The sequence below is a fragment of the Rhodococcus sp. 66b genome (genome assembly GCF_002076325.1).
Classification (GTDB): Bacteria; Actinomycetota; Actinomycetes; order Mycobacteriales; family Mycobacteriaceae; genus Rhodococcus_F; species Rhodococcus_F erythropolis.
The window spans coordinates 1-26,021 of record NZ_MUZB01000018.1 but is presented as its reverse complement, the minus strand read 5'-3'; the positions used below and the strand labels follow the sequence as shown (position 1 = coordinate 26,021).

The window sequence follows — 26,021 nt, the reverse complement described above, 5'->3', positions numbered from 1 at the left end:
AGTTCCGCCTGCGAGAATGACGGGGTGAGAAGCGAAACGCTCCTGTCCATCACCCCTGCGCTGCGTGAGGCTCTGCTTCGCAATCGATTCGACACGGGAACCATGCTCGAGGCATTGGGTCCCGAAGTTCACGCCGCTCTCGGCCGAAGTGAGCCGGTGCCCGTGCGCCGCGCCACCCGAGAACTCGGGGACCTGGGCGTTCTCATCAGACTGTTCCTTCTCGCCGATGATTGCCCGGCAGGCGACGTCGCCGCGGCGTTGACTCCGCTGACAATTGCGCAGTGCGTCGACGCCGGCCTGCTCGAAGGTGAAAACTTCGACAGTGAGAATCCGCTCGTGCGGGCCGCGGTCGATCTTCGCCCCATCGACGTCGGCGACGGCGACCGTTGGGTGATCTCGGATCTCGACGGCGGAATCCGTCCCAAGAAGGCCACGGCCGATCACGTGCTGGGCGTCGGACATGCGTCACTGTCCTTGCTGCAGGCCACGCCCACCGCGAAGGTCGGCAGCGTGCTCGACCTCGGTACGGGATGCGGCATCCAAGCCCTGCACGCGAACACATACGCGGATTCGGTCACCGCAACCGACATCAATCAACGAGCCGTCGACCTCACGGCCGCAACCATGGCGCTCAACGGACTGGACGTCGAACTGCTTCAGGGGTCCTGGTTCGAACCCGTCGAGGGTCGAACCTTCGACCAGGTGGTCGCCAATCCCCCGTTTGTCGTCGGCGAGGCACGCGTCCATCACACGTACCGCGATTCCGGCCTCGATCTCGACGGTGCGAGCGAATTGATGATCTCGCGCTCGATCGACTATCTGAACCCCGGCGGCACGGCAGCGCTGTTGGCCTCGTGGGTGCACATCGAAGGACAGGACTGGCGTTCGCGGATCGCGTCGTGGCTGCCGGCGCACGGCGTCGACGCCTGGGTGGTGCAGCGCGACGTGGCGGACCCAGCTCTGTACGTCGGCACGTGGCTCAAGGACGGCGGGCAGGATCCGCGAGATCCGGAATCGGCATCGCGAGCAAACGCCTGGCTGGATCACCTCGAAGAAGCCGATGTCGAGGGCGTCGGCTTCGGTTTCGTGTTCCTTCGCCGCACCGACTCCCCCACCGACCTGATGGCCGAGGACCTCATGCACGGCTTCTCGGACCCGCTCGGGGCCGAGGCGCTCGCTTACTTCGACCGTCTTGCCTGGTTGCGTGAACACGACGTCCTCGAGGAGCGATTCGTCCTGGATCCGGACACGGCTCTCGAACGCGTCTACCTCCCCGGCGACGAGGGATGGCAGCAAGTGGTCACGCGTGTGCACCGCGGCAACGGACCACACTGGCAGCACGAGATCGACGAGCTCGGTGCTGCGCTGCTGGCCGGGCTCCGAGCGGACGGACTGGTGGTCGACGAACTGGTCGAACTTCTCGCCGCGGCGAACGGCGAAGACCCGGACCAGCTACGTGAGGCCGTCGTCACATTGCTGGTCTCGCTTGTCCGGCACGGGTTGGTGCTTCCCGTCACGAACTGAGTTCCCGGTGAGTTGCAGATTTTTGTGTTCTCAGCAACTTCTCAGGACGACTGGGAAATAACTGCAGGTCACGGCGTTTTAGCGGAAATCGGCGCGGGAACTTTCCCGGAACTCTCACACGTTGAACTGTGTGAGAGACCGCCGATAGGGAGGCAAGTCATGACAAGCCCCAGCACCACTACTCGCATTCGTCCGAGCGCCGCAGATCTGGACGCCCAGAGCCCGGCCGCAGACCTGGTCCGCGTCTACCTGAACGGGATCGGTCGTACTGCACTGCTGACAGCAGCAGACGAGGTCGAACTGGCGAAGCGAATCGAAGCGGGGCTGTACGCCAGCCACGTCCTTGCCACGGGAAAGCGCCTGACAGTCGCCAAGAAGAGGGATCTCGCAACGATCGTTCGCGAGGGACAGTCGGCGCGTAGCCACCTCCTGGAAGCGAACCTGCGACTCGTCGTGTCGCTGGCCAAGCGCTACACCGGCCGCGGAATGCCGCTCCTCGATCTCATTCAAGAAGGCAACCTCGGACTCATCCGTGCCATGGAGAAGTTCGACTACGCCAAGGGCTTCAAGTTCTCGACGTACGCCACCTGGTGGATCCGTCAGGCGATCACCCGCGGAATGGCTGATCAGAGCCGCACCATCCGGCTCCCAGTCCACCTCGTGGAGCAGGTCAACAAGCTCGCCCGCATCAAGCGTGAACTGCACCAGCAGCTCGGGCGCGAAGCGACGGACGACGAGTTGGCCGAAGAGTCGGGCATTCCCGCCCACAAGATCGCGGACCTGCTCGACCACAGCCGCGACCCGGTAAGCCTGGACATGCCAGTCGGCAACGACGAAGAAGCTCCCTTGGGCGACTTCATCGAAGATTCCGAGGCGACTTCGGCGGAGAACGCCGTCATCGCCGGTCTGCTGCACAGCGATGTGCGCAGCGTGCTCGGGACGCTCGACGAGCGCGAGCAGCAGGTCATCCGACTTCGCTACGGTCTCGACGACGGCCAGCCTCGCACACTCGATCAGATCGGCAAGCTCTTCGGCCTCTCGCGTGAGCGGGTTCGTCAGATCGAGCGTGAGGTCATGGGCAAGCTCCGCGTCGGCGATCGCGCCGAGAAACTGCGTTCCTACGCGAGCTGATCAAACAACACAGCACGTGCGTCAGCGCGCCACACCACTCGCGCTGACGCACCGCACAAAGCACCGGCCACCGCTTATTCCCTCCCCCTCGGGAATGTGCGATGGCCGGTGTTGTTCGTTGTACCTACCGCAGACGCCTGGGCCCCAGGTCGATTGCGCTCGGCTCTGGCCCGATGCGTACTCGCGAATCGGTGATCTCCGCGCCGGTAGCCGAAGCAAGTACCGGCTCACAGGCCAGTTCGCGGACTTCCGGAATATCGTCGGCCAGCGCCGAGATCCGCTGGACCAGATCGACCAAGGCACCCTTGTTGACCGGAACGGCATTTCGATATCCGGAGAGCAGCGGCGCTGCCTTGGGTGCGTCGATCAACTCCGTAGCAGCGTCTTCCGTGAGCGGCAGTACGCGATAGGCACGGTCCCCGAGGAGATCGGAGATCACACCGGCGAGACCGAATGAGATCAGCGAACCGAACGACGGGTCGTCTTGGACACCAACCACACACCCGATGCCCTTGGTTGCCATTTTCTGCACGTGCAGCAGCGGTTCACCCGACGCGGCCGCAAGATCTCGGTAAGCGAGGCGCACCGATTCAGGTCCACTCAGATCCAGCCTGACGCCGCCCAGATCCGGTCGGTGGCGCCACATTTCGCCGGTTGCCTTGACCGCGACCGGGTAGCCGACAGCATCCGCTGCCTCTACAGCTTCGTCTTCGCTCAGGACCGAACGGAATTCGACGACTGCAACCCCGTAGCACTCGAGAAGAGCTGCTGCTTCGACGTCCGAAAGCCAACGGCCAGGCGAGTTTTCAAGCCAGGCGGCCACCATCTTCTGGGCTCGTTCGGAGTCGATTCCCGCGGGGCGAACAACCTTCGACGCAGGCTTGCTGCGCCACTCCGCGTAACGCCAGGCCCTCGCCAACGCCAGTGCGGCGCGCTCCGGCCCCGGGTAGGACGGCACCGAACCGCGGGTCGGGTTTCCGACTTCGTCGCGGACCGCCAGGACGTCCGGCACACCCTCGGCTGCGAGGAACGTCGTGAGAATCGGCTTGTCCGAGCCGGCGACGGCGTCTTTGAGTGCTTTCGCGAACGGCTCGACCGGAATGGCAACCGGAGGAACGAAGACGGCGATGACGGCATCGACGTCGAACGACGCCAACGCGTCGCGCACGGCAGCGGCGAACAGTTCCGGACTCGCCTGGGCGCCAAGGTCGACCGGGTCGCTGACCTGCAAACCTTCACTGCGGGCGGCGTCCGCGGCAAGGACACCGAGCGCGGTCGAGTTGCCGATGACAGCAAGCCGCGGACCCGCCGGCAACGGCTGGTATCCGAAGAGCAAGGCGCAGTCGAACAATTGTGAAATGGAGCCGACCTGGATGACGCCCGCCTGTTCGAAGAGAGCACGGACGATGGAATCGTCGATCTCCACTCCGGTGGCGGCGAGAACCGGCGGAACCGCGTGCCGACCGCTCTTGACCGCGACGATCGGCTTCTTCCGCGCAACTCGGCGGGCGATCCGGGAGAACTTTCGTGGGTTGCCGAAGCTTTCGAGGTAGAGAAGGACCACTTCGGTGGACTGGTCGGAATCCCAGTACTGCAGAAGGTCGTTGCCCGAGACGTCCGCACGGTTGCCGGCAGAAACGAAGGCGGACAACCCGATTCGGCTGCGCGCAGCTTCGTCGAGAATGGCGATACCGAGCGCGCCGGACTGACAGAAGAAGCCCACGTTGCCTGCCACCGGCAAGACCGGCGCGAGAGTCGCATTCAACGAGATCGCGGGGTCGTTGTTCGCCACTCCCAGTGCATTCGGACCGATGAGGCGCATTCCGTGAGCGCGTGCTGCATGGACCAGTTTGCGTTCGGACGAGCGTCCGTCCGGACCGCTCTCGCTGAAGCCCGACGAGACCACCACCAGCGCTTTGACGCCCTTGTCGAGGCAGTCGTCGAGTACCGAATTGATCGATTCCGCAGGTACAGCCACGACGGCGAGATCGACGTCGTCAGGAATGTCGCGAACAGTTGGGTACGCCCGCACCCCGTGAACCGAACGATGCTCCGCGTTGACGGGGTAGACCGGTCCGGTGAATCCGCCGCGCAGCAGGTTGGTCAACACCGCGTTACCCACCTTGGCGGGGTCCGCTGATGCGCCGATCACTGCCACCGATCGTGGACTCAGCACGTTTCCCATGCTGCGGGCCTCAGCTGCCCGCTCACGCGAATTACGTACTGAAACAAGCGCTTCCGTCGGGTCGATCGCGAATTCGAGGCGCAGCACGCCACCGTCGAACGAGCGGCTCACCTGATACCCCGCCTCACGGAACACCGTCACCATGTTGCGGTTCTCGGACAGGACCTCGGCGACGAACATCGTCAGGCCGTTCTCGGCCGCTGCTGCTGCCAGGTATTCGAGCAGGATCGGGCCGAGGCCGCGCCCCTGGTGTGCGTCGGCGACGACGAAGGCGACCTCGGCAGACTTTCCGTCACCGACGTCGAGGAGTCGCTCGTAGCGACCCACCGCGATGATCTCGTCGCCGAGCATCATCACGAAGGCGACGCGGTTGTGGTGGTCGACCGTCGTGAAATTCTTCACGTCGCGCGCCGACATCGTGGGGTACGGGCCGAAGTAGCGCAGGTACCGAGTGCGCTCGGAGAGTTTGCCGTGGAATTCGACGAGCTTGTCCGCGTCCTCGGGAACGATGGGTCGCAACGCCACCGCGCCGCCGTCGGAGGCGAGAACGTCGACTACCCACGAATGGGGATAGGTGTGAGCCGGGTCGGTCTTCGGCGCCTGGTCGCTCGCGCCGCCGGCATCGGTATCGGACTGTTCAGTCACGGGGATCCTCCGGGTCGAGTCCGAGTAGCGGGAACGAAGCACGGCGTGTGGCGATGATCGCCGAGTCGATTCGGGTGAGTGCACGGTCCACCGACGCGACACCTGTCTCCGGTGTACCACCCGGGCCGTCCCACGGGGTGTATGCGACATCTCCGCCGTCGCCCATGGTCGGCGGGAGGTCGACGCTCGGCGCTCGCAGCTTCGTCGATTCCTTCCACTCGTCAGGCACAGCTGTGTCGACGTCGACCTCGCGATCGAGCGCGGCAGCGATCAGGTGAGTCCATGCCCTCGGCACGACGCGAACCAGTCCGTATCCGCCGCCGCCGACTGCCAGCCACCGGCCCTCGGAGTAGCGGTCGGCAAGATCGCGCATTGTCAGGAACGCTGCTCGCTGGCCGTCGACGGTCAGAGCGAGGTCCGCGAGCGGGTCCTCGCGGTGCGAGTCGACTCCGCACTGGCTGATGATGATCTGCGGGCGGAAGGCTGCAATGGCTCCCGGGACGACGGCGTGAAATGCGCGCAGCCACAACGCGTCGACGGTCCCGGGAAGCACCGGGATGTTCACTGCAGTGCCTTCAGCGGCCCCGTCGCCGACCTCGCTCGACCATCCGGTGTTCGGCCACAAGGTTGCCGGGTGCTGATGCAGCGAGACCGTGAGCACCCGGGGGTCCCCGAGGAACGCATGTTGCACTCCGTCGCCGTGATGAGCGTCGACGTCGATGTAGGCGATGCGGTCGTAGCCGTTGTCGAGCAGCCACGAAATCGCCACAGCCGCATCGTTGTAGACGCAGAATCCCGAAGCCCAATCCGCCATCGCGTGGTGCATGCCGCCGCCGATGCTGACCGCGCGTCGCGTACGTCCCGAAGCGATTTCCTGCGCTGCGGCCAGCGAGCCGCCGGCGAGGATCGCACTTGCTTCGTGCATGTGCGGGAAGACCGGGTTGTCCTCGGTACCGAGCCCGTGGGGAACATCCTGGCCGCTCACACCGTTGTTCGCAGAGTTACCCGCGTCTTTGACCGCTGCAAGATATGCCGGTGTGTGGATTCTGAGGAGGTCGGCATCGGACGCGGCGCTCGGTTCGAGAAATTCGATGCCCTCGAGAAGTCCGAGGCTTCGCGAGAGTGCCATCGTGAGATCGAGGCGAGTGGGATTCATCGGGTGATCGGCGCTCCACCGATAGCTCAGGTACTCCGGACTCCACACCACGACTCGATTCGCTCGAGACGCCGCGGGGTCCCCGTCAGATCTGATCGACGCGGTCATGGGATCACGCTACTTCCTTCTCGTTTCGTGCCGCACACCACACTCGCGGCCCGCTTCGGAGACCGAGATCGAGTGACACGAATCCAATTCGGACACGCGCTGGACTCGCCGCAGTGGAGGCGGCACCGGAACCACGAACTGAACGGTAGAATGATCAACTGACGAAGGGGTTGAGTGTGAAGGATCTAGTCGACACCACGGAGATGTATCTCCGGACGATCTACGACTTGGAAGAAGAGGGCGTAGTCCCACTCCGGGCGCGGATCGCCGAACGGCTCGAACAGAGCGGACCCACCGTCAGCCAGACAGTTGCGCGTATGGAGCGCGACGGCTTGCTGATGGTCGCCGGCGATCGACATCTGGAACTCACCGACAAGGGTCGCGATCTCGCGATCTCTGTCATGCGTAAGCACCGGTTGGCAGAGCGCCTACTGGTGGACGTCATCGGTCTCAAATGGGAAGACGTACATGCCGAGGCATGCCGTTGGGAGCACGTGATGAGCGAGGAGGTCGAGCGTCGACTCGTCGTCGTTCTGAACAACCCCACGACGTCGCCATACGGCAACCCGATTCCGGGCTTGGACCAGTTGGGACTCGACGGCCCGGTTGCCACCACCGAAACGTTGGTGCGCCTGACCGATATTCCGCACGGCGCACAGACAGCTGTGGTCGTTCGGCGACTCGCCGAGCACGTGCAGTCCGATCCCGAGGTGATCGCGCAGCTGCGTGACGCCGGCGTCGTTCCCGACGCCAGGGTGACGGTCGAAACCCGTCCGGGCTCGGTGACCATCATCGTGCCGGGTCACAGCGGGTTCGACCTGTCCGAGGAAATGGCTCACGCCGTTCAGGTCAAGCAGGTCTGAGGAACTAGATGAAACTCCTGGTCACCGGCGGCGCCGGTTACGTCGGCAGTGTGTGCAGCACTGTGTTGCTCGAGCGTGGACACGAAGTTGTCGTCATCGACGACCTCTCCACCGGAAATGCCGACGCGGTGCCTGCCGGTGCCGAGTTCATCGAAGGGGATGTGGGGGCGCTGGCCGCCGACATCCTCGGCAGTGCGGGTTCACCGGTTTTCGACGGCGTACTTCACTTCGCTGCGCAGTCGCTGGTCGGCGAATCCGTGCTGCACCCCGAAAAGTACTGGCGCGGAAACGTCGTCACGACCATCGAACTGCTCGAGGCGATTCGTGTCTCCGGCACTCCCCGGCTCGTGTTCTCTTCCACCGCCGCGACGTACGGCGAGCCGGAGCAGTCCCCCATCGTGGAAACCGCTCCGACCCGCCCTACGAATCCGTACGGCGCGACCAAGCTCGCGATCGATCATGCGATCACCTCGTACTCGATCGCCCACGGCCTCGGCGCTACCAGCTTGCGCTACTTCAACGTCGCGGGTGCGTACAAGTCCGCCGGCGAGAACCGGGTGATCGAAACCCACCTGATTCCGCTCGTCCTTCAGGTCGCACTCGAGCAGCGAGACAAGATCTCGGTATTCGGAACCGACTGGCCCACGCCGGACGGCACCGCGGTACGCGACTACATACACGTGCTTGACCTCGCCGAAGCGCATCTGCTGGCGCTCGAATCCTCGGTTCCCGGCGAGCACCGCATCTACAACCTCGGAAGTGGTGCCGGCTTCAGCGTGCGCGAGGTGATCGCTGCCTGTGCGCGGGTCACCGGCCTGCCGATCAACGTCGAAGACGCCTCACGACGGCTGGGTGATCCGGCCGTACTGATCGCATCGAGCGACAAGGCGATTGCCGAGTTGGGTTGGACGCCCACGCGTACCGATCTCGACGTCATAGTCGCCGATGCATGGCAGTTCCTCCAGGATCTGGGCGACCGCTCACACGCTGCTCGCTAGCTTCCACTCGGCAGCGCCGGCGGCAAGCCGGCAATTCCGAGCGATTCCCCGATGGACAATCCGACGGCCGCAAGGTCACGGATCCCATCGGGGTGCACACCGGATTGCAGCGATAAATCCAGCAATCCGGCCAAGGTATGTTCCGAATCGGCCGACAGAGCGGCCGACAGCGCAACACCTGCCAGGGGCCCGTCGCCGCGCACGTATGCAAAGAACCCGAGAAGTGTTGCCGGCCAAGCTCGTTCGGGAGACGGCACTTCATGGGTAAGTACGAGCCACAATTGCTCGGCATGTGCGGCAACCGACGTGATCGCCAGACCCAACACCACGTCGCGCACGTGAACGTCCGTCAAAGCGACCACCAGATCGGCGCATTCCTGCGGGTCAGGGTAGTAAGTGCCCGCCTCCACACGGCGGACATGTTCCAACACCAGATCGACCCCGCGCTGAACTGCGGCATCACGGCCTGATCCCCCGCTGTACTCACTCGATTCTCGGCGGCTCGCGATCAGTCGGGCAATAGCATCGTGATTGCGAGCGGCACCGTGTACCCACCGGACCAGTTCCTCGCGCGAACGGCGAATGACCCTCCCGCCCAACACCTGCGCCGCCGCGACCGACGAAGATGCCGGGTCTGGCAGGGTGCCGCGGTGAATCGAACGCGTGACGCTCGTCCACGGCTGGCCAGATTCTATTGCGGCCGTGCACAATACGTCAGCCAGATCGACGCAGGTTCCGCCGAGCATGTCTTCGAATACCTCGGCCAGCTCGATCGTTTCGTCGATGAGAGTTTCAGCTGTCGAGCAATCGGTGATCACCACGAGAACGACCGCACGCGCCCCTTCCCCGTCACACACGGCGGCGAACTGGCGCAGCGCCGCGCTCATCTGCCTCGCAGGCTTTCCCTTGACGCTGGGAAAGTAGTCGTGTCGCATTACCGGGCCGAGCGTCGAGGCGGAAGCGCCCATCAGAGACAGCGCAACGACGGAGTTGGACGGATGGAATCCCAGGAGGGCGGGTATTGCCGCGATCAATTCGCCTGGATCGGAAACACGTTCAACGCGTCCGAAAAGGGCCAGGTCGTCGTCGGAGAATTCGAATTCTCCTGGAAGAGGTGATGTGGTCATGCACAGACCCTCGTCGATCGCCCCGATGCCGCCATCCGCTCGACCAGGGAAAACAGCGACGTCGAATTCGTCTGTGGATTATCGAGTCAGTTGGGGACGAATGATCGCGCCGCACCGAAAAGGTCCGCTCTGTGTCGGACCCGTGTGCTGCGAAATCACTTGCCTGCTTTGACCTTCTGTACGGCTGCGGTGAACGCTTGATCCAGAGGTGCCGTCGAGGGCGTCGCAGAACCGAACGTCATCAGTGTTGTTGCTACCCGTACGTCGCCGACCTGCGCGATCAATGTCAGCATCGTCTGATCGCCGGCTGCGGCTTTGGGGGACACGACGGTGCGGCGAAGTGACATCGTCTTGTCGGCATCGATCGGCGACGGCGGAAGAATTTCCGTCGTCACTGTAGTGGTGACGCCGTTCGCAGTGACAGTCATGGACGGGCACTGGCGAGTTTGCGCTTCCAACTCGTCCAGTGGTGCGTCGACCTTCGTGAGTTCGACCGAAATCGTTGCCCTCGTCGCATTGTCGGTCCCGACCGCCATCACGGTCCCGTTCGGACCGTAATCCTGTTCCGGTGGCTCACATTCGGATGGATCGACGGTGGCACCGCGTGGGACGCCGACTAGATCCGGCGCTGCCATCGGAACGGCCTGCGGGGGCAGCACAACGGCGCCGAAGGGCTCGGGAAATTCCTCGGGAGTCAGCAGCAGTTCGGACAACGGTGCCGCCGTTTTCGGAGAGGTGGATTTCGGCGTCGAGGATTTGGGTGCAGCCGTCGTACTCGGTGCCGCTGAGCCGCTGTCGGTCGCACCGGCAGTCGCCGGCGCGGAGTCCGGAACGGGTGCACCTTGGACCGACCCGGAGCAGCCCGCGAGTAGTGCAACGGCGGCCACCGCAGCAAGGGAGCATGCGGCCACTCGCCTGGACGATCGTGGACACACCCGCATGTAAGCCTCCGCACTCGACCTCGACCGATCCCGACAATCGACCAATGCATTTCGGACAAATCGGCCGTGCCGACCTTGTCTTCCACTCTGCCATGTCCGAAGCCGCGCACCCGACATCTAGCGAACGCCCAGGCCAAGTGTCGAAAGATACCGCTCGGCTTCGCTCTCGGCGAACGTCCGTCTCGTCGGATCGGGAATGATCGGTCACCGACTCGGTGTTCTTACCGATGAACGTCTGATCCAGTGCTGTCGGGCACCTGACTCCGATGCTGTCGAGCGTGCGCCGATAGTGGACACTTGAGATCAAGACCGAAGAGCGAAGGGGACTGCGATGGACGAACAGTCGAGGATGTACGAGCTGGAATTTCCGGCGCCCCAGTTGGCGGCTGCCGACGGCCAGGGACCGATCCTGATTCACGGACTCGAGGGTTACTCCGACGCCGGTCACGCCGTGAAGTTGGCGACGACGCATCTGCGCGAAAGCCTGGAAACCGAGCTTGTCGCGTCGTTTGCTGTCGACGAGCTGATCGACTACCGCTCACGTCGACCAACGATGACATTCAAGGCCGATCATTTCTCCGATTACGACGCTCCGGCGCTCAATCTGTACGCACTGCGCGATACGGCCGGCACGCCGTTCCTGCTGCTCGCAGGGATGGAACCGGACCTCAAGTGGGAGCGGTTCACCACAGCCGTTCGTCTGTTGTCCGAACAGCTGGGAGTGCGTCGAACCATCGGGCTCAACGCGATTCCGATGGCAATCCCGCACACCCGACCGCTGGGTGTGACAGCACATTCGACCAACAAGGACCTGATCCAGGACCATCAGCGTTGGTCAGGTGAACTGCAGGTTCCCGGCAGCGCATCGTCACTCCTCGAGCTTCGTATGTCTCAGCACGGGCACGAGGCGATGGGCTTTTCGGTGCATGTCCCCCACTACCTCGCGCAAACGGATTACCCGGGCGCCGCAGAGACTTTGCTCGAAAACGTTTCCGAGGTTTCGGATCTGGAATTGCCCTTGGTTGCACTGGGTGAGGCCGCGGCGCGCGTTCGGGAACAGGTTAACGAGCACATAGCCGGGAACGAAGAAGTTCAGACTGTAGTCCACGCTTTGGAGCGTCAATACGACACTTTTGTCGCCGCTCAGGAACAACAGTCGTCCCTTCTGGCCGGCGAGGCCGACCTTCCCAGCGGTGACGAGATCGGCGCAGAGTTCGAAAAGTTCCTGGCCGAACAGGCAGGAAATGACGACTTCGGCTCAGCTGGAGACCTCGATCGAGGCGACAACTGACGAAAATGTGACGGGCGGGGCGCATAATTCGACATTGTGCGCATTCCGCAACCCCTCCGTTACCTGGGCTGTTGTTCAGGACACATCCGTCGGATAGCCTCAAACTCTGTGTGATTTTCGTTGACGGCTCAACAACTGGAGCAGACAGTCAACGTGGTCACACGCCGAGCCAGGAGGCGACATGAGCAGACCACGGAACCGTCAGCTCCGACCGGTCCCCGACGAGGAACCGCGGATGATGTTCCGGACGATTCACGGCTACCGACGCGCATTTCGGATAGCCGGCGAGGGTCCGGCAGTACTGCTCCTGCACGGAATCGGCGACAACTCGTCGACGTGGACCGAGATCATTCCCCACCTCGCCAAGAAGTACACCGTCATCGCACCTGACCTGTTGGGTCACGGCCGCTCCGACAAGCCGCGCGCAGATTACTCGGTAGCCGCGTATGCCAACGGCATGCGTGATCTTCTGTCGACGCTCGGCATCGAGCACGTCACCGTCATCGGGCATTCGCTCGGCGGCGGCGTCGCGATGCAGTTCTCCTACCAATTCCCACACATGGTGGATCGCCTCGTGCTGGTCTCGGCCGGTGGCGTCACCAAGGACGTCCACCCACTGCTGCGCCTCATGTCCGTTCCGGTGGTCAACGAGGTCGTCAAACTGCTCCGGATACCTGGCGCGATGCCGCTCGTCCGGATGGCCGGAAACCTTGCCGGTGTCGTCCACGGTTCGAATCTGCGCCCCGGCACCATGCTGCACGACACGCCGGACCTGATTCGAGTGCTCGCTGATCTCCCCGACCCCACTGCCTACGAGGCTTACCTTCGTACGCTGCGGGCAGTCGTGGACTGGCGCGGGCAGGTCGTCACGATGCTCGACCGCTGTTATCTGACCGAGAATCTGCCGGTTCAACTGATCTGGGGCGACGACGACTCCGTCATTCCCGTCTCCCACGCTCACCTCGCGCATGCGGCGATGCCGAACTCACGTCTCGAAATCTTCCGCGGCTCGGGCCACTTCCCGTTCCGCGACGATCCGATGCGTTTCCTGCAGATCGTCGAAGATTTTCTTTCCAGCACCGCACCACTCGTCTTCGACGAGGCCCGCTGGCGTCACATGCTGATCTCCGGCGTCGGCGAGAACACCATTACCGGAACGTCGTCCACCCGCATGGCAGTGCTCGACGCCATGGGCTCGGACGAGCGAAGCGCAACCTGATCCGCGGTTGCGGCTAGCCTGTACGAGTGCTGCTGACGGAACTTCTCCCCGACAACGCGGATCCTGATTCCGTTTTCGACGCCTTCTCTTCGTGGACCCTCGAACGAGGTTTGACGCTCTATCCTGCCCAGGAAGAGGCCGTCATGGAGTTGGTCTCGGGTGCAAACGTGATCCTTGCGACGCCGACCGGGTCCGGCAAATCGATGGTAGCGATCGGCGCGCATTTCTATGCGATGTCGCTCGGCAAGCGCACCTACTACACAGCGCCGATCAAGGCCTTGGTGAGCGAGAAGTTCTTTGCGCTGTGTGAGGTCTTCGGTGCCGAGAACGTCGGCATGATGACCGGCGACGCCGCCGTGAACTCGTCGGCGCCGATCATTTGTGCGACGGCAGAGATCGTCGCAAATCTCGCACTGCGAGAGGGCCCGAACTCCGATATCGGCCAAGTCGTGATGGACGAGTTCCATTTCTACTCCGAACCCGATCGAGGTTGGGCGTGGCAGGTTCCGCTCATCGAGTTGCCGCACGCGCAGTTCCTCTTGATGTCGGCAACTCTCGGTGAGGTCGACTTCTTCTCCGAGGATCTGACGCGTCGCACCGGGAAGCCCACCACCGTCGTCTCCGGCACGGAACGCCCTGTGCCTTTGATGTTCTCGTACGCGACCACGCCGGTCGGCGAAACCATCGAAGATCTGGTGACCACCAACCAGTCGCCCGTCTACATCGTGCATTTCACGCAGGCGGCCGCGCTCGAGCGCGCCCAGGCACTGACGAGCGTCAACTTCTGTTCCAAGGCCGAGAAGGAAGCGATCGCCGAAGCGCTGGGCGGTTTCCGCTTCACCACGGGGTTCGGAAAGACACTCTCGCGCCTGGTCCGGCACGGCATCGGCGTTCACCATGCTGGCATGTTGCCCAAGTACCGACGGCTCATCGAAGTTCTCGCGCAGGACGGGCTTCTCAAGGTGATCTGCGGTACCGACACTCTGGGCGTCGGAATCAACGTCCCGATCCGCACGGTGCTGCTGACCGGTCTCGCCAAGTACGACGGCGTCCGCACACGGCATCTGAAGGCCCGCGAGTTCCATCAGATCGCCGGCCGCGCGGGTCGTGCAGGCTACGACACGATGGGCACCGTTGTCGTCCAGGCACCGGAACACGAAGTGGAGAATCTGCGTGCAGTCGCCAAGGCCGGCGACGATCCGAAGAAGATCAAGAAGATTCAACGCAAGAAGGCTCCCGAGGGGTTTGTGTCCTGGAGCGAAGCGACGTTCGACCGCTTGGTCGCGGCATCGCCCGAACCGTTGGTGTCGCGATTCTCGGTCAGCAACTCGATGCTGCTCAATGTCATTGCCCGCCCGGGCAACTGCTTCGACGCGATGCGGCATCTGTTGGAGGACAACCACGAATCGCGTCCGGCGCAACGCAAGCACATCCTCAAAGCGATCTCGCTGTATCGCGGATTGCTCAGCGCCGGCATCGTGGAACGCCTCGACGAACCCGACGAGTACGGCCGCATGGCTCGGTTGACCATGGACCTGCAACGCGACTTCGCCTTGAACCAGCCACTCTCACCGTTCGCCTTGGCGGCATTCGAACTTCTCGACGTCGAATCCGACAGTTACGCACTCGATGTCGTCTCGATCATCGAGTCGACGCTCGACGATCCGCGTCAGGTTCTGATGGCGCAGCAGCACTTCGCACGCGGCGAAGCGGTGGCGCAGATGAAGGCGGACGGCATCGAGTACGAGGAGCGCATGGAGCTTCTCGAAGAGGTCACCTGGCCGAAACCGTTGTCGGACTTGCTGTTCCCGGCTTTCGAAATGTACCGGGGCGGCCACCCGTGGATCACCGAGTTCGCCCTCTCCCCCAAGTCCGTGGTGCGCGACATGATCGAACGCGCCATGACGTTTGCCGAATTGATCAGCCATTACGGCCTCACCCGGTCCGAGGGCCTCGTCCTGCGCTACCTCGCCGACGCCTACCGCGCGCTGAGGCAAACCGTCCCGACCGAAGCGCGCACCGAGGAACTCGAAGACATCATCGAGTGGTTGGGCGAGCTGATCCGTCAGGTCGACTCGAGCCTGCTCGACGAGTGGGAGTCACTCACCGACCCCGGAGCCGAGGCAGACACGGAAGAGGTTGCGTTCGGCGCCGACATTCCCCGTCCCATCTCAGCGAACCCGCGCGCATTCCGCGTCATGGTGCGCAATGCGATGTTCCGACGCATCGATCTCGCGTCGCGTCGACAGTGGAACGAGCTGGAAAACCTCGAGGACGGTATCGAGGCCGCCGAGTGGGAAGAGCAACTACTGCCGTACTTCGAGGAGTACGCAACCATCGGAACCGGGCCGTCGGCGCGCGGTCCGGCGCTCTTCCAGGTCACTGAGGACGGAGAGTTCTGGCGGGTGCGGCAGGTGCTCGAGGATCCGGAGGGCGATCACGGATGGGCGCTGCTTGCCGTCGTCGACATCCCGGAATCGGATGCCGCGGGTGAAATCGTGTTCGACGAACTGAGCGTCGTAGAAGGCTAGCGCCTGTGCGCCTTTCCGGTAGTCATCGCTACCGGAAAGGCGCACAGTGGGGCGTCAGCCCCTTCGAGCCTTCCGCGGCTGGTTACGACGCGCAGCGCGCTTTTCCTTGATGCGAACGTTTTCGGCCCGCACGTCGGCCTGAACAGCGCGTTCCTTTTCGAGCCAATCAGGCTTCTCTTCGAGGAGTGCGGCGATCTGATCCGTGGTGAGTGCTTCTTCGACGCCGCCGCGGGCCAGGCCGGCGATCGATACGCCCAGCTTGGCGGCGATGACCGGGCGAGGGTGCGGTCCGGTGCGTCGCAGCTCCAGCAGCCACTCCGGCGGATCGGTCTGCAGAGCGGTCAGCTCGTCACGAGTCACGTCGCCTTCCTGGAACTGCGCAGGTGTTGCTTCCAGGTACACACCCAGCTTCTTGGCAGCCGTCGTCGGCTTCATCGTCTGGGGAGTTTTGTTCGACGTCATGCAACAAGAGTAACCAGCCGATACGGGTGCTTTTACCAAGGCGGTAGCCTTGCCTGGTGACAGACGCGGATAGTCAGGCAATTTTTCGACTCGCGTACGCCCCGGGGGTGACGCCCACCAAGTGGGTCCGGGTGTGGCACGAGCGGCTCCCCGAGGTGCGTCTGGAACTTGCTCAGTTCCCGGTTCTCGAACTCGAAGCTGCACTTCGCGCAGGTGAAGCAGATGCAGGGTTGGTTCGCCTGCCGATCGACCGGACCGGCATCAGCGCCATCTCGCTGTATGCGGAAACCCCGGTGGTGGTGGTACCGAAAGATCACGTGTTCACTACTGTCGATCAGATTTCCGTCGACGATCTGGCCGACGAGATAGTGCTCGATCCGCTCGACGACAGACTCGACTGGCCGACCCGTCCCGGAAAGACCGCCGCCGAGCGACCCGCGACCATCGCCGACGCCATCGAGTTGGTGGCCGCCGGCGTCGGAGTTGTCGTGGTTCCCCATTCGCTGGCGCGGTTCCACCATCGCAAGGACCTGACCTTCCGTCCGGTGGACGGTGCACCCGAGGCTCCTGTGGCTTTGGCATGGATGGAGTCCAAGACCACAGATCTGGTCGAGGAACTTATCGGCATCGTGCGGGGCCGAACGGCGCAGAGTTCCCGCGGCCGAAACGGTGAGCCGGCGGAGAAGATCAAGGGCTCCGTCAAGGCCAAGATCGCGGCCCGCGAGCGTCGCGCAGAAGCTGCCAAGAACGGGCAGAAAGCTAAGGGCGCCGGCACCGCAAAGAACATATCCGGACGCAACGCCGGTTCCGGTAAGGCCAAGGCGGGCGGCAAATCGGGCAGCGGCAAGTCCGGTGGGACCAAGAGTTCGGGTGGCCGGTTCTCCGGAAAGCAGAAGGGCCGCTAGGGCTTTCACACAACCCCCTCGACCGCGAGGACGATGACGCACCCCTCGAGGTCGGGTCATCTGGCATGCTCTATCCTCGATTCACTGTGATCTCGCAGATGAATTCGGGGGGATTCGTTCATGGGTGTGGATACTTTTTCAGCTGATCCAGCCGAATTGGCAAGTGCTGCGGAGGGGCTGACGGCATCTGCCGAGGAACTCGGTGGATTCTCGGCTTCGGAGGCCGCTACCGCCGCATCGGCCGGAGCCGCCGGGTCGGCGTTCGCTGCAGCCATAGCCGACAACGTCGTCACCGTCGACGAACTCGGCCGCGCGATCGGTGCGGGGATCACTGCTACCCGCACGAAACTGGAAAACTCCGCACGAGTGTTCGCCCGGGTCGACATCGCCAACGGCGCACGGATCGAGGATTCGGGAGACGTGCGATGACACTGTCGATCTCGCAGATCCGATCCTGGAATCTGGACGCCCTCGACAACTATGCCGGCTCCCTGGGCCGCGGACATGACGTATTCGACAGCAACGTCGACATCGCGCACCGCATCATGGACACCGCAACCAGCGATTGGAGCGGCAGCGCGGCGACCGCAGCATGGGATTCGGCAACCCAGCAGCATGCCTTCGGGCGAGACGCCGTCGCGATAGTCGGAGACGCCGGGCGCTGTGTCGCAGCGCAATCGGCAAACCTCCGGTACACCCGCGAAACACTGGTCAGCCGCGTCGACGACGCGAGCGCCGACGGTTTCACCGTCTCTGACGACGGTTCCGTCACCGCGACGCCCGCAACTCTGGCGAGCACAGATCCGCGCGGGGTAGAAGCCCGCCTCGAATATCACTCGTGGCGCATCGGCACGGCACTCACGGACGTCGACGAGACTGACGCGAGCGCCGCCAGAATCCTCACGGAGATCACCGCCGCAGGCACCTCGCTCATCGACCGCAAGGCCGATTTCGGGATCCCCGATGCAGCGTCGACCACCCCTTCACATCACGTTCGGTTCGATGGTCAGGGAGCCCACGACTCCGACATTCTCGCGCAGTCCCCGGGCGCAACACCCGAGAGCGAGGCGGCCAAGCAACGGTTGATCGCCGCGACGACTTTCACTCCGGAACAACAAGCGCAACTTGCTGCCGGCGGGCCCGTGGTCGTCGACCCGGAACAACTCGCCTACCTACGTGAGTTCTACGCCGATACCAACCTCGACGAGCTGAAGAATATCGGTGCAGGAGCCGAAGGATTCCGCACGGTCAACTTCCCCGATGCGAATGTCCCCGCCGACGCGCGAATCCCCAGCGCCCTCGCCTCGGGCATGTTCACCGTCTCCAATCCCAACGTCACCGACGGCAACGGCAACGCGGGCAGCCTCGACAACCTTCCGCCAGACGTCCGCAGAATCTTCAGCGACCCCGCGTACAGCTCGCAACTCCAACCCGGTGGGTACTCCACCACCGTGAACGTCAACCATTTCGACGATTCGAATGCACTCACGGACATACTTCGAAATGCAGACCCGGCGACACAATCCGGCAGCGCTTTGAGTTCTGCACTGCTCGATCGCAGCGCAGATCTCGCCCCTCTCCAATCGCAAACTTCATCGAGCGCCCCGATGCGATTGGTCTTCGACGACGACGGCCAGCCCGTCAGCAACGATGAGCTCGACTCCAGCCTCACCAAAGCCCTCGACGTTGCCACTCGGGACATACCTTCGAACGCCGACTTCCTCACCACCCCTGCTCATCAGGACGACGTGGTGAATCCGTTCACCCGCGAATGGAACGATGACGGACGAGCCGTCAGCGGCCTCTCCGATTGGATCGGACCCGACGCCACCAACTCCAACCCAGCTGTTGCCGAACGGGCCGGCGCCTCTGCCCTTGCGCTCGCCCACAATCTCGCCGACAACAAAGGTGCCTACCTCGACATCGCCGGCCTGGACAACAGATCCATCGGAGAAATGAATCCCGCGTTGACACAATCCATTGGTTCCGTGGTGACCCCGTACATCGGGAATCTCGTCGGATTGGAACCCGATCAAACCGGTACCCTCGGTTTCGAAAATCTCGATGCCTACGACGACAGATTCGCCAATGCAAAATCGGTGATCGCGACCATCGACAGCGACCCCCACGCAGCCGCAAGTTTCAATGCGAACATACTCGGAGCCGCGGGCCAACTCCAAGGGACCTTCGTCGAAACCAGCATGAGCGGAGACATCGCCGCGGGTTCTTCGCAATATGCAATATATGCGGGACGCGTCCAGGCACTGATGGACGGCGCTCTGGAGGAAGAAGCCTTCAACCGAACCGGTGACGCTGCGGCGGCGCAACAGGACATCATCAGCAGACGTGGGAAAACATACGACGAACTCGGTTGGCTGATTTCCGGCGGTGCCGCCATGATCCCAGGCTTCGGACCACCGACCAGCGTTGCAGTCAGCATGCTGGGAGTCGAGCTCAAAGATCACGTCCTGGGCTCCCCGGTCGAAGTTCCTCCGGCACAACTCAACTTCACAGACCAGAGTTCGGCTTCGACGACCCTTCTCGACTACCGATTGGTTCAGGCACTCGACAACGCCTACGGAAGAAAAGACTTCGAGCAACTGAACGGTTTTCGAGTCAATGGCGATCCGAGCGAATCCCTCAGACCAGTCGATCTGGAGACCCTGGGTCTAAACGGCAAATTCGACAGCACGCTGCAGGACTATTTGACGTTTCGGGGATTCAATCGCGATACGTTCATGACCAACATGAGAGACGGACTCGACGATGTCGGATAGATTTCCTGCGTTTACAAGGCGAAACCACCGCGCCGCAACCGCTCTTGCACTGGCATTCAGCATGGGATCATGTATCGCGGGTTGCGCGGCACCCAACTCAACCGAAAACGTCAGCGCCACAACCACGCCCGCCGCGTCAAACGTCTATGTACTACCGAGCTACATGACCGACTATCACAACCAATGGCTCGCAGACCCCGGCATCGACCTCTTCAGCGAAGAGGCCACCATAATCCGAGCATTCATAGAATCCGACTACATCGTTGACAGTGGTGGCGATCGCAGCGACGCCTACCACGGGTTCTCGAGAATCACTGCGAACACTCGTGGAACGGTCTCGAGCGATCGCCGCTACGGAGAACCCGCAGACACACCACCACGCGTCTACCGAGGTACCAGCATCAACCGGATCTTTCGTATTCAAACAATTCCCGCCGGATACCCTGGCGATTCGACCGTCGTCGCTTACGCCTGCTCCGACGCCTACGATACCGATTACGACGGCCGCAAACCGGATTCGTCGCGACTCCCGAGCAGTAGTTACGAGATCTGGATGCACAACACCGCTTCTACGGCTACCCCCTACCCTCGATTCGAAGGGCCCCGCAATGCACCGGAAGGGGACGTCTTCGGCGGCTGGATCGTCGACAAATTCACCAGCTCCACCAGTGACCGTGTGCAACAGGAGACTTGCTCTGACTGGTTCAAATCGCGTCACGACGGGAATCGACTCCGGATGAGCACCGACTTCGCCCCACCCCTCGTCCTCCCCAACTACCCCGGCTGGCCAGAAGATGCGGCCCGGTAGGGGCCAGGGCAACGGTGCCGCGCCCAAATCTGACCAAGTCAGGACCTCAGCGGCGCTGCCGGACGCATGATGGAGTGATGACGGTCGAAAATTCACACGCCTTGGACGAACTGGTAGCGGCACTCCCCGAGGGAGCCGTCCTGCTGGATCCGGATGTGACCGCGGGCTACCGCCAGGACTGGGCCGCCGACCCGACCGCCGGCCATCCCGCTGCCGTGGTTCGCACAACGTGCACCGAAGACATCCAAACAGTGATGCGCTGGGCAACCGCCAACCGCGTACCGGTGGTTCCCAGAGGTGCCGGCTCGGGCCTTTCCGGTGGATCCAGCGCCGTCGACGGTTGCATAGTGGTCAGCACCGAGCGAATGCGACAGATCACGATCGACCCGGTCGCCCGTGTGGCGGTTACTCAGCCCGGCTTGATGAATGCGGAGGTCAAGAAAGCCGCCGCAGAGCACGGACTCTGGTACCCACCTGACCCGTCGTCCTTCGAGATCTGTTCCATCGGCGGCAATGCAGCCACCAACGCCGGCGGACTCTGCTGCGTCAAGTACGGAGTTACCACCGACTACGTTCTCGGACTCCGGGTCGTGCTGGCAGACGGGACAGCGGTCAGCCTCGGAGGTCCCCTTCTCAAGGACGTCGCCGGACTCTCCCTCACCAAACTGTTCGTGGGCAGTGAGGGAACTCTCGGCATCATCACGGAAATCACGTTGCGTTTGATTCCCGCGCAGCCGCCCGCATCAACCGTCGTCGCGTCGTTCGACTCGGTACAAGAAGCTGCGGACGCGGTCTTGGCGATCACCAGCAACATGCGTCCGGCGATGCTCGAGTTCATGGATCATGCCAGCATCAATGCCGTCGAGGATTCGGTACGCATGGGTCTGAACCGCAAGGCTCACGCCCTGCTGCTCGCGCAGTCCGACGCACCCGGCGCGGCCGGCGTGCTGGAAATCGAGACGATTGTTCAGGCGTGCGAAAACAACGGAGCCACCGAAGTATTCGCCACCGATGACCAGGCCGAAGGTGACGCTTTTGCGGCGGCACGGCGGGCAGTGTTCCCGGCAGTGCTCGCGATGGGGTCGACTCAAGCGCGACTGGCTGCCGTCACAGTTGGGCGAAGACGTCATGGCCCTCAATCGCAAGGTCAAGGATGCGCTCGACCCGCTGGGAATTCTCAATCCCGGAGCCGTCATTGCCGTGAAAGAAGGCTCTCTCGACTAGCTTTCACGTCGACGTCGAACGAGTTACGTCATCGAGGAACCGTCGGGCTGACCGAACGGACCAGCTCGGCCAGCTGACGGAATCCTTCTGCTCGGCCACTCGACGAGCGGAACACGACGCCGATCGTGCGACCTGGAACCGGCGACGCGAAACGCGCCGTCGACAAATCCCCGCGTCGAACCTCCACGGCAACAGCCGATTCCGGGACCAAAGTCACCCCGAGTCCCCCGGCCACACACTGCACGACTGTCGCGAGAGAGGTAGCCCGCGTGTCGCCGGCAAGCGGATGGGCGTCTACCGAACGGCACAGATCCAACGTCTGGTCGCGCAGGCAGTGGCCGTCGTCGAGCAAGAGCAACGGCAGCGCGTCGAGCACGTCCGCCGTGAGATCGACACGTCCGGCCAAGGAATGATCGTTCGGCACGACCATCACAAAGTCCTCTTCGTACACAGGAACTTCCACCAGGCCAGGTGTTCCGGCAGGAAGCGCCAACACCGCGACGTCGAGCGCTCCCGATCGGAGGGCATCAAGCAAGCGCGCCGTTTGATCCTCGACTATTTGCGGCGCCAACGACGGTAGCTTCTCGCGCAGCTCCGGCAACAACCCCGGAAGAATGTATGGCGCAACGGTCGGGATCAACCCGATGCGTAGCGGTCCGGTCAGAGAGTCGCCGGAGCCGGCCGCGCTCGCGACGAAACCGTCGGCAGCCTCGAGGATTTGCTTCGCCTGACCGAGCAAGCGCTGTCCGTCCGCGGTCACGAGCACGCGCCGCGTACTACGTTCGATCAGTTTGACCCCTAGTCCCGCCTCGAGAGCCGCCAGCGCCTGCGACAGTGTGGGTTGGCTCACACCGGAACGTGCTGCGGCAGTACCGAAGTGCCGGTACTCGGCCACCGACACAAAGGCACGCAGCTGTGACAAGGAAGGTTGATAAGTCTGATCAGACATGCCTATCAGTGTAGTGCCACCCATCACCTTTACCTTTTGAACGGTTTGATGCAGAATGGACTCATACCAAAAAGCGCCGGTCACAACCTCGACACTCCAGTCGAAACCGTCCGACCCGCTGACGGTGACAAACCCTCTCGATCCAGCACGTTCGGCCGTCACAGTCCGAACAGCCGGATCGTGTGCGCAAGAAATTCCTGTTCACGAGACACGTAGGAGAATGAGACACATGGCTCTGCTCACAATCGGCGACCAGTTCCCCGCTTACAACCTCACGGCTGTCATCGGCGGCGACCTGTCCAAGGTCGATGCCCAGCAGCCCGATGACTACTTCACCACCGTCACCAGTGACGACTACGCAGGCAAGTGGCGCATCGTCTTCTTCTGGCCCAAGGACTTCACCTTCGTGTGCCCCACCGAGATTGCTGCATTCGGCAAGCTCAACGAAGAGTTCGCAGACCGTGACGCTCAGGTTCTCGGCGCTTCCGTCGACAACGAGTTCGTGCACTTCCAGTGGCGTGCACAGCACGAAGAGCTCAAGACCCTCCCCTTCCCGATGCTCTCGGACCTCAAGCGCGAGCTTGCCGAGGCCACCGGCGTCCTCAACGCCGACGGCGTTGCAGACCGCGCGACGTTCATCGTCGACCCCAACAACGAGATCCAGTTCGTCTCCGTCACAGCTGGTTCCGTCGGCCGTAACGTCGACGAGGTTCTCCGCGTCCTCGACGCTCTCCAGAGCGACGAGCTGTGCGCATGCAACTGGAAGAAGGGCGACCCGACCATCAACGCCGGCGAGCTCCTGACTGCGAGCGTCTGAGTATGAGCGTCGAGAACCTCAAGAACTCGCTTCCCGAGTACGCGAAGGACCTCAAGCTCAACCTGAGTTCCATTGCGCGCACGACGGTCCTGAACGAGCAGCAGTTGTGGGGAACGCTCCTCGCAACGGCCGCAGCCACCAAGTCTGCGTCCACGCTCAAGGAGATTGCTTCCGAGGCTGCCGACAACCTGTCGGCAGAGGCGTACAACGCCGCTCTCGGCGCAGCGTCGATCATGGGCATGAACAACGTCTTCTACCGCACCAAGGGCTACCTCGACGGTAAGTACGACGACCTTCGTGCCGGCCTGCGGATGAACATCATCGGCAACCCGGGCGTCGACAAGGCCGACTTCGAATTGTGGTCGCTTGCAGTGTCCGCGATCAACGGCTGCAACCACTGCCTCGAAGCTCACGAGAACACCCTCCGCCAGGAAGGTGTCGACCGCGAGGTCATCTTCGAAGCGATCCGCGCCGGTTCCATCGTCGCGGGCGTCGCACAGGCTGTCGAAGCCAACGAGATCCTCTCTGCCGCACAGGTCTGATCACTCGGACCTGAGTGCAGTTCGACGAGCCCTCCCCACCGTGAAGGTGGGGAGGGCTTTTCGCGCGCTAGGGTGGACCGATGGGTATCGAGGTGAGTGTGGTCCGGGTCTTCACGGACGAGAACGGCAAGCACGGGAATCCGTTGGGAATCGTCGACGCGTCCACGGTTGCAGAATCGGATCGACAAGCCGTCGCGAAGGAACTCGACTACAGCGAGACCATCTTCATCGACGTTCCGGATGACGGCGCCTCGCGTGCGCGGGTCCAGATCTTCACTCCGGCAGCAGAACTCCCCTTCGCCGGACACCCGACCGTCGGTGCCACGTGGTGGCTGGGCGAACAGGGCCGTCGCGTGAGCGCCCTCGACGTTCCTGCCGGCAGTGTCGACGTCCGCCAATCCGGCGCTTTGACGTGGGTACGCGCGCGTGCCGAATGGGCACCGGAATTCGCGATCTATCCGATGGACACGGTCGACGACGTCATCGACGCAGATCCGTCCGACTACGAGGCGGATCATTCGTATCTGTGGGCATGGCAGGACAAGCTCGAAGCTGCCATCCGCGCACGCATGTTCGCACCGGTGATGGGAATCGCCGAGGACGAGGCGACCGGATCTGCAGCGCTGCGCATCACGGACCGATTGAGGAAATCACTGCTCATCACCCAGGGACGCGGATCGGTGCTTCACACCACCTTCTCTCCGGAAGGGTGGCTCGAAGTCGGCGGCCGCGTCGTCGCCGAGCCGTCACGAACCTTGTGAGTACCCGGCGGGATTGCGTCCGGCCTCGAGGTCACGTGCGCTGAGTGACACCGAGATCTCGTCACCGAGCGCAACTCCCGGCGCGAGGGGCAACTGATCTCCACTCCAGAACTTGCCCGGATCGAACCAGTTGATACGACGGTTACCGACAAGCAGACCCATCGCCTCATAGGTCTTGGCAACCACTTCGGCGCAATAGGCGCTCTCGACGGCCACTGCGGACACGTCGGACTTCTTGCGCAGCTTCGGGATTCGGCCTCCGAACCAGCGTGAGGCAAGCTTCGCCGTCGACGGGAACGGCGTACCGTCCAGCCGTGCGATCGTCTTGAGCAGAGCGTCTTCCTGCTCCCGGGTGACTTCGTGGTCGAGCTGGCGCAACCATCCACGCTGCCCGTACTTGGCGCCCCAGACCTGAACCGCCGATCGCAGATCGTGCAGTTGGACACCACGCTGGAAGCGTCCGGTCCACATGTCCTGCAGCGAGTGACCGAGTTCCGCATGCCACATCAGCGGCGGAAGGTCGTCGATCACGACCGACATTCCGACGTGGTTGACCGGGCTGTTGGTCAGCGTCTGGATGGCCCGGTCCGCCGTCGACTCTCCGCGGAAGATCCAGATGTCGCCCGTGCGGGTCGCCGCGGCGGCCTCCTCGAGACTCACCTGCGAAAGCAATCGTCGGTCCATGCCTCTAGCGTAGAGGGATGAAACTCCCTACTCCTCTGCGCGCCTCGCACGTTTGGAAACTGGTCGGCCTCGCCGGTGCAATGGGCGTTGCCGCCACCGGGGTTCTCGTTGCGCGCGGCGAACGCCAGCGTCGGGCCTACTCTCCGGACGAAATTCGCTCGGTACTGCACGAGCGGTACACCCAGGCCTACGCCAAGCAGTCGGAACAAGAGGTTCTGGAACTCGAACCTGCACCCAACGCTGTGCGGCGCCGAATCGAGAAACTCTTCCGGCGCCGCAACTGAACTCATCCGAGAGCTGCGAGGATCCCTGCTGCCATCTCCGCGACCTGATCGTCGGTCATGACGAACGTCGGCGAAATCTGCATCGCACC

At 63.0% G+C, this 26,021-nt stretch carries 22 protein-coding genes and 1 pseudogene; 16 read left to right on the top strand and 7 right to left on the bottom strand.

Going from position 1 to position 26,021, the window contains the following annotated elements:
• The first annotated feature begins 24 nt into the window (after nucleotides 1–24).
• Both B0E55_RS26815 and B0E55_RS26810 read left to right on the top strand, forming a co-directional pair.
• Entirely contained in the window at nucleotides 25–1,524 is a 1,500-nt protein-coding gene (locus B0E55_RS26815) for a DUF7782 domain-containing protein (RefSeq protein ID WP_019748236.1), read from the top strand.
• 159 nt (nucleotides 1,525–1,683) lie between these two features.
• Nucleotides 1,684–2,655, top strand: a complete 972-nt coding sequence (locus B0E55_RS26810; RefSeq protein WP_003942639.1) for a sigma-70 family RNA polymerase sigma factor — start codon at nucleotides 1,684–1,686, stop codon at nucleotides 2,653–2,655.
• A gap of 124 nt (nucleotides 2,656–2,779) precedes the next feature.
• Here the strand turns inward: B0E55_RS26810 and B0E55_RS26805 are convergent, their stop codons facing one another.
• A complete protein-coding gene (locus B0E55_RS26805) occupies nucleotides 2,780–5,485 on the bottom strand; it encodes a bifunctional acetate--CoA ligase family protein/GNAT family N-acetyltransferase (protein WP_020969494.1) in 2,706 nt (901 codons plus the stop codon).
• Entirely contained in the window at nucleotides 5,478–6,749 is a 1,272-nt protein-coding gene (locus B0E55_RS26800; protein WP_080910833.1) for an acetoin utilization protein AcuC, read from the bottom strand. Before B0E55_RS26800 ends, B0E55_RS26805 begins: the two co-directional genes overlap by 8 nt.
• A 176-nt stretch (nucleotides 6,750–6,925) precedes the next feature.
• On the opposite strand from B0E55_RS26800, the gene B0E55_RS26795 reads away from it, so the two are divergent.
• Together B0E55_RS26795 and galE are read left to right on the top strand one after the other, a co-directional pair.
• On the top strand, nucleotides 6,926–7,612 hold the full coding sequence (locus B0E55_RS26795; protein WP_003942150.1) for a metal-dependent transcriptional regulator: 687 nt from the start codon (nucleotides 6,926–6,928) through the stop codon (nucleotides 7,610–7,612).
• Between the two features lie 8 nt (nucleotides 7,613–7,620).
• A complete protein-coding gene (galE, locus tag B0E55_RS26790; protein WP_029255256.1) occupies nucleotides 7,621–8,610 on the top strand; it encodes a UDP-glucose 4-epimerase GalE in 990 nt (329 codons plus the stop codon).
• Here the strand turns inward: galE and B0E55_RS26785 are convergent.
• Nucleotides 8,607–9,737, bottom strand: coding sequence for a DUF4192 domain-containing protein (locus tag B0E55_RS26785; RefSeq protein ID WP_080910832.1), 1,131 nt, complete (start codon nucleotides 9,735–9,737; stop codon nucleotides 8,607–8,609). The two genes, galE and B0E55_RS26785, sit on opposite strands and share 4 nt — an antisense overlap.
• 155 nt (nucleotides 9,738–9,892) lie before the next feature.
• Nucleotides 9,893–10,648 (bottom strand): sensor domain-containing protein, encoded by a 756-nt coding sequence (locus B0E55_RS26780; protein WP_041814972.1) that lies wholly within the window; start codon nucleotides 10,646–10,648, stop codon nucleotides 9,893–9,895.
• 361 nt (nucleotides 10,649–11,009) lie between these two features.
• Here B0E55_RS26780 and B0E55_RS26775 point away from each other — a divergent pair, with 361 nt between their 5' ends.
• From B0E55_RS26775 to B0E55_RS26765, 3 genes are all read left to right on the top strand, one after another.
• Entirely contained in the window at nucleotides 11,010–11,969 is a 960-nt protein-coding gene (locus B0E55_RS26775) for a proteasome assembly chaperone family protein (RefSeq protein WP_003942198.1), read from the top strand.
• A 181-nt stretch (nucleotides 11,970–12,150) separates the two neighbouring features.
• Entirely contained in the window at nucleotides 12,151–13,188 is a 1,038-nt protein-coding gene (locus B0E55_RS26770; RefSeq protein WP_019748230.1) for an alpha/beta fold hydrolase, read from the top strand.
• Between the two features lie 26 nt (nucleotides 13,189–13,214).
• Nucleotides 13,215–15,719: a DEAD/DEAH box helicase gene (locus B0E55_RS26765; RefSeq protein WP_020907550.1), complete on the top strand. Its 2,505-nt coding sequence runs from the start codon at nucleotides 13,215–13,217 to the stop codon at nucleotides 15,717–15,719.
• A gap of 54 nt (nucleotides 15,720–15,773) precedes the next feature.
• Here B0E55_RS26765 and B0E55_RS26760 read toward each other — a convergent pair whose 3' ends face one another.
• Entirely contained in the window at nucleotides 15,774–16,181 is a 408-nt protein-coding gene (locus B0E55_RS26760; RefSeq protein WP_019748228.1) for a DUF5997 family protein, read from the bottom strand.
• Nucleotides 16,182–16,237: 56 nt separating this feature from the next.
• On the opposite strand from B0E55_RS26760, the gene B0E55_RS26755 reads away from it, so the two are divergent.
• From B0E55_RS26755 to B0E55_RS26735, 5 genes and pseudogenes are all read left to right on the top strand, one after another.
• Complete coding sequence (locus tag B0E55_RS26755; RefSeq protein ID WP_080910831.1) at nucleotides 16,238–17,086, top strand: LysR substrate-binding domain-containing protein; 849 nt, start codon at nucleotides 16,238–16,240, stop codon at nucleotides 17,084–17,086.
• 120 nt (nucleotides 17,087–17,206) lie between these two features.
• Nucleotides 17,207–17,515 carry a type VII secretion target gene (locus B0E55_RS26750; protein WP_021334291.1) on the top strand — a complete coding sequence of 103 codons (309 nt, stop codon included), beginning with the start codon at nucleotides 17,207–17,209 and terminating at the stop codon, nucleotides 17,513–17,515.
• The gene (locus B0E55_RS26745; RefSeq protein WP_080910830.1) at nucleotides 17,512–19,863 is read left to right on the top strand and encodes a TPR repeat region-containing protein; all 2,352 of its coding nucleotides are present in this window, start codon (nucleotides 17,512–17,514) and stop codon (nucleotides 19,861–19,863) included. Before B0E55_RS26750 ends, B0E55_RS26745 begins: the two co-directional genes overlap by 4 nt.
• 163 nt (nucleotides 19,864–20,026) lie before the next feature.
• On the top strand, nucleotides 20,027–20,671 hold the full coding sequence (locus B0E55_RS26740; protein WP_080910829.1) for a hypothetical protein: 645 nt from the start codon (nucleotides 20,027–20,029) through the stop codon (nucleotides 20,669–20,671).
• 77 nt (nucleotides 20,672–20,748) lie between these two features.
• Nucleotides 20,749–21,895, top strand: a pseudogene (locus B0E55_RS26735) (FAD-binding oxidoreductase).
• Between the two features lie 28 nt (nucleotides 21,896–21,923).
• Here B0E55_RS26735 and B0E55_RS26730 read toward each other — a convergent pair.
• Nucleotides 21,924–22,844, bottom strand: coding sequence for a hydrogen peroxide-inducible genes activator (locus B0E55_RS26730; RefSeq protein ID WP_080910862.1), 921 nt, complete (start codon nucleotides 22,842–22,844; stop codon nucleotides 21,924–21,926).
• Nucleotides 22,845–23,073: 229 nt separating this feature from the next.
• Here B0E55_RS26730 and B0E55_RS26725 point away from each other — a divergent pair, with 229 nt between their 5' ends.
• The 3 genes from B0E55_RS26725 to B0E55_RS26715 all read left to right on the top strand — a co-directional run bounded on the left by B0E55_RS26725 (nucleotide 23,074) and on the right by B0E55_RS26715 (nucleotide 24,964).
• Nucleotides 23,074–23,661: a peroxiredoxin gene (locus B0E55_RS26725; RefSeq protein ID WP_003942119.1), complete on the top strand. Its 588-nt coding sequence runs from the start codon at nucleotides 23,074–23,076 to the stop codon at nucleotides 23,659–23,661.
• 2 nt (nucleotides 23,662–23,663) lie between these two features.
• Nucleotides 23,664–24,203, top strand: coding sequence for a carboxymuconolactone decarboxylase family protein (locus B0E55_RS26720; protein WP_003942122.1), 540 nt, complete (start codon nucleotides 23,664–23,666; stop codon nucleotides 24,201–24,203).
• 80 nt (nucleotides 24,204–24,283) lie between these two features.
• A complete protein-coding gene (locus B0E55_RS26715; protein ID WP_003942237.1) occupies nucleotides 24,284–24,964 on the top strand; it encodes a PhzF family phenazine biosynthesis protein in 681 nt (226 codons plus the stop codon).
• On the opposite strand, the gene B0E55_RS26710 is transcribed toward B0E55_RS26715, so the two are convergent.
• Entirely contained in the window at nucleotides 24,950–25,648 is a 699-nt protein-coding gene (locus B0E55_RS26710) for a hypothetical protein (RefSeq protein ID WP_019748222.1), read from the bottom strand. The genes B0E55_RS26715 and B0E55_RS26710 overlap by 15 nt on opposite strands.
• A 17-nt stretch (nucleotides 25,649–25,665) precedes the next feature.
• Here B0E55_RS26710 and B0E55_RS26705 point away from each other — a divergent pair, with 17 nt between their 5' ends.
• Complete coding sequence (locus B0E55_RS26705; protein WP_007732799.1) at nucleotides 25,666–25,932, top strand: hypothetical protein; 267 nt, start codon at nucleotides 25,666–25,668, stop codon at nucleotides 25,930–25,932.
• Nucleotides 25,933–26,021: the final 89 nt, after the last annotated feature.

What these genes read in the sequence shown, in the direction of transcription:
- B0E55_RS26800 (WP_080910833.1), bottom strand. Translation starts at nt 6,749, where the DNA reads ATGACCGCGTCGATCAGATCTGACGGGGACCCCGCGGCGTCTCGAGCG.
- galE (WP_029255256.1), top strand. Translation starts at nt 7,621, where the DNA reads ATGAAACTCCTGGTCACCGGCGGCGCCGGTTACGTCGGCAGTGTGTGC.
- B0E55_RS26715 (WP_003942237.1), top strand. Translation starts at nt 24,284, where the DNA reads ATGGGTATCGAGGTGAGTGTGGTCCGGGTCTTCACGGACGAGAACGGC.
- B0E55_RS26775 (WP_003942198.1), top strand. Translation starts at nt 11,010, where the DNA reads ATGGACGAACAGTCGAGGATGTACGAGCTGGAATTTCCGGCGCCCCAG.
- B0E55_RS26705 (WP_007732799.1), top strand. Translation starts at nt 25,666, where the DNA reads ATGAAACTCCCTACTCCTCTGCGCGCCTCGCACGTTTGGAAACTGGTC.
- B0E55_RS26770 (WP_019748230.1), top strand. Translation starts at nt 12,151, where the DNA reads ATGAGCAGACCACGGAACCGTCAGCTCCGACCGGTCCCCGACGAGGAA.
- B0E55_RS26760 (WP_019748228.1), bottom strand. Translation starts at nt 16,181, where the DNA reads ATGACGTCGAACAAAACTCCCCAGACGATGAAGCCGACGACGGCTGCC.
- B0E55_RS26720 (WP_003942122.1), top strand. Translation starts at nt 23,664, where the DNA reads ATGAGCGTCGAGAACCTCAAGAACTCGCTTCCCGAGTACGCGAAGGAC.
- B0E55_RS26750 (WP_021334291.1), top strand. Translation starts at nt 17,207, where the DNA reads ATGGGTGTGGATACTTTTTCAGCTGATCCAGCCGAATTGGCAAGTGCT.
- B0E55_RS26710 (WP_019748222.1), bottom strand. Translation starts at nt 25,648, where the DNA reads ATGGACCGACGATTGCTTTCGCAGGTGAGTCTCGAGGAGGCCGCCGCG.
- B0E55_RS26725 (WP_003942119.1), top strand. Translation starts at nt 23,074, where the DNA reads ATGGCTCTGCTCACAATCGGCGACCAGTTCCCCGCTTACAACCTCACG.
- B0E55_RS26810 (WP_003942639.1), top strand. Translation starts at nt 1,684, where the DNA reads ATGACAAGCCCCAGCACCACTACTCGCATTCGTCCGAGCGCCGCAGAT.
- B0E55_RS26740 (WP_080910829.1), top strand. Translation starts at nt 20,027, where the DNA reads ATGACCGACTATCACAACCAATGGCTCGCAGACCCCGGCATCGACCTC.
- B0E55_RS26785 (WP_080910832.1), bottom strand. Translation starts at nt 9,737, where the DNA reads ATGACCACATCACCTCTTCCAGGAGAATTCGAATTCTCCGACGACGAC.
- B0E55_RS26730 (WP_080910862.1), bottom strand. Translation starts at nt 22,844, where the DNA reads ATGTCTGATCAGACTTATCAACCTTCCTTGTCACAGCTGCGTGCCTTT.
- B0E55_RS26745 (WP_080910830.1), top strand. Translation starts at nt 17,512, where the DNA reads ATGACACTGTCGATCTCGCAGATCCGATCCTGGAATCTGGACGCCCTC.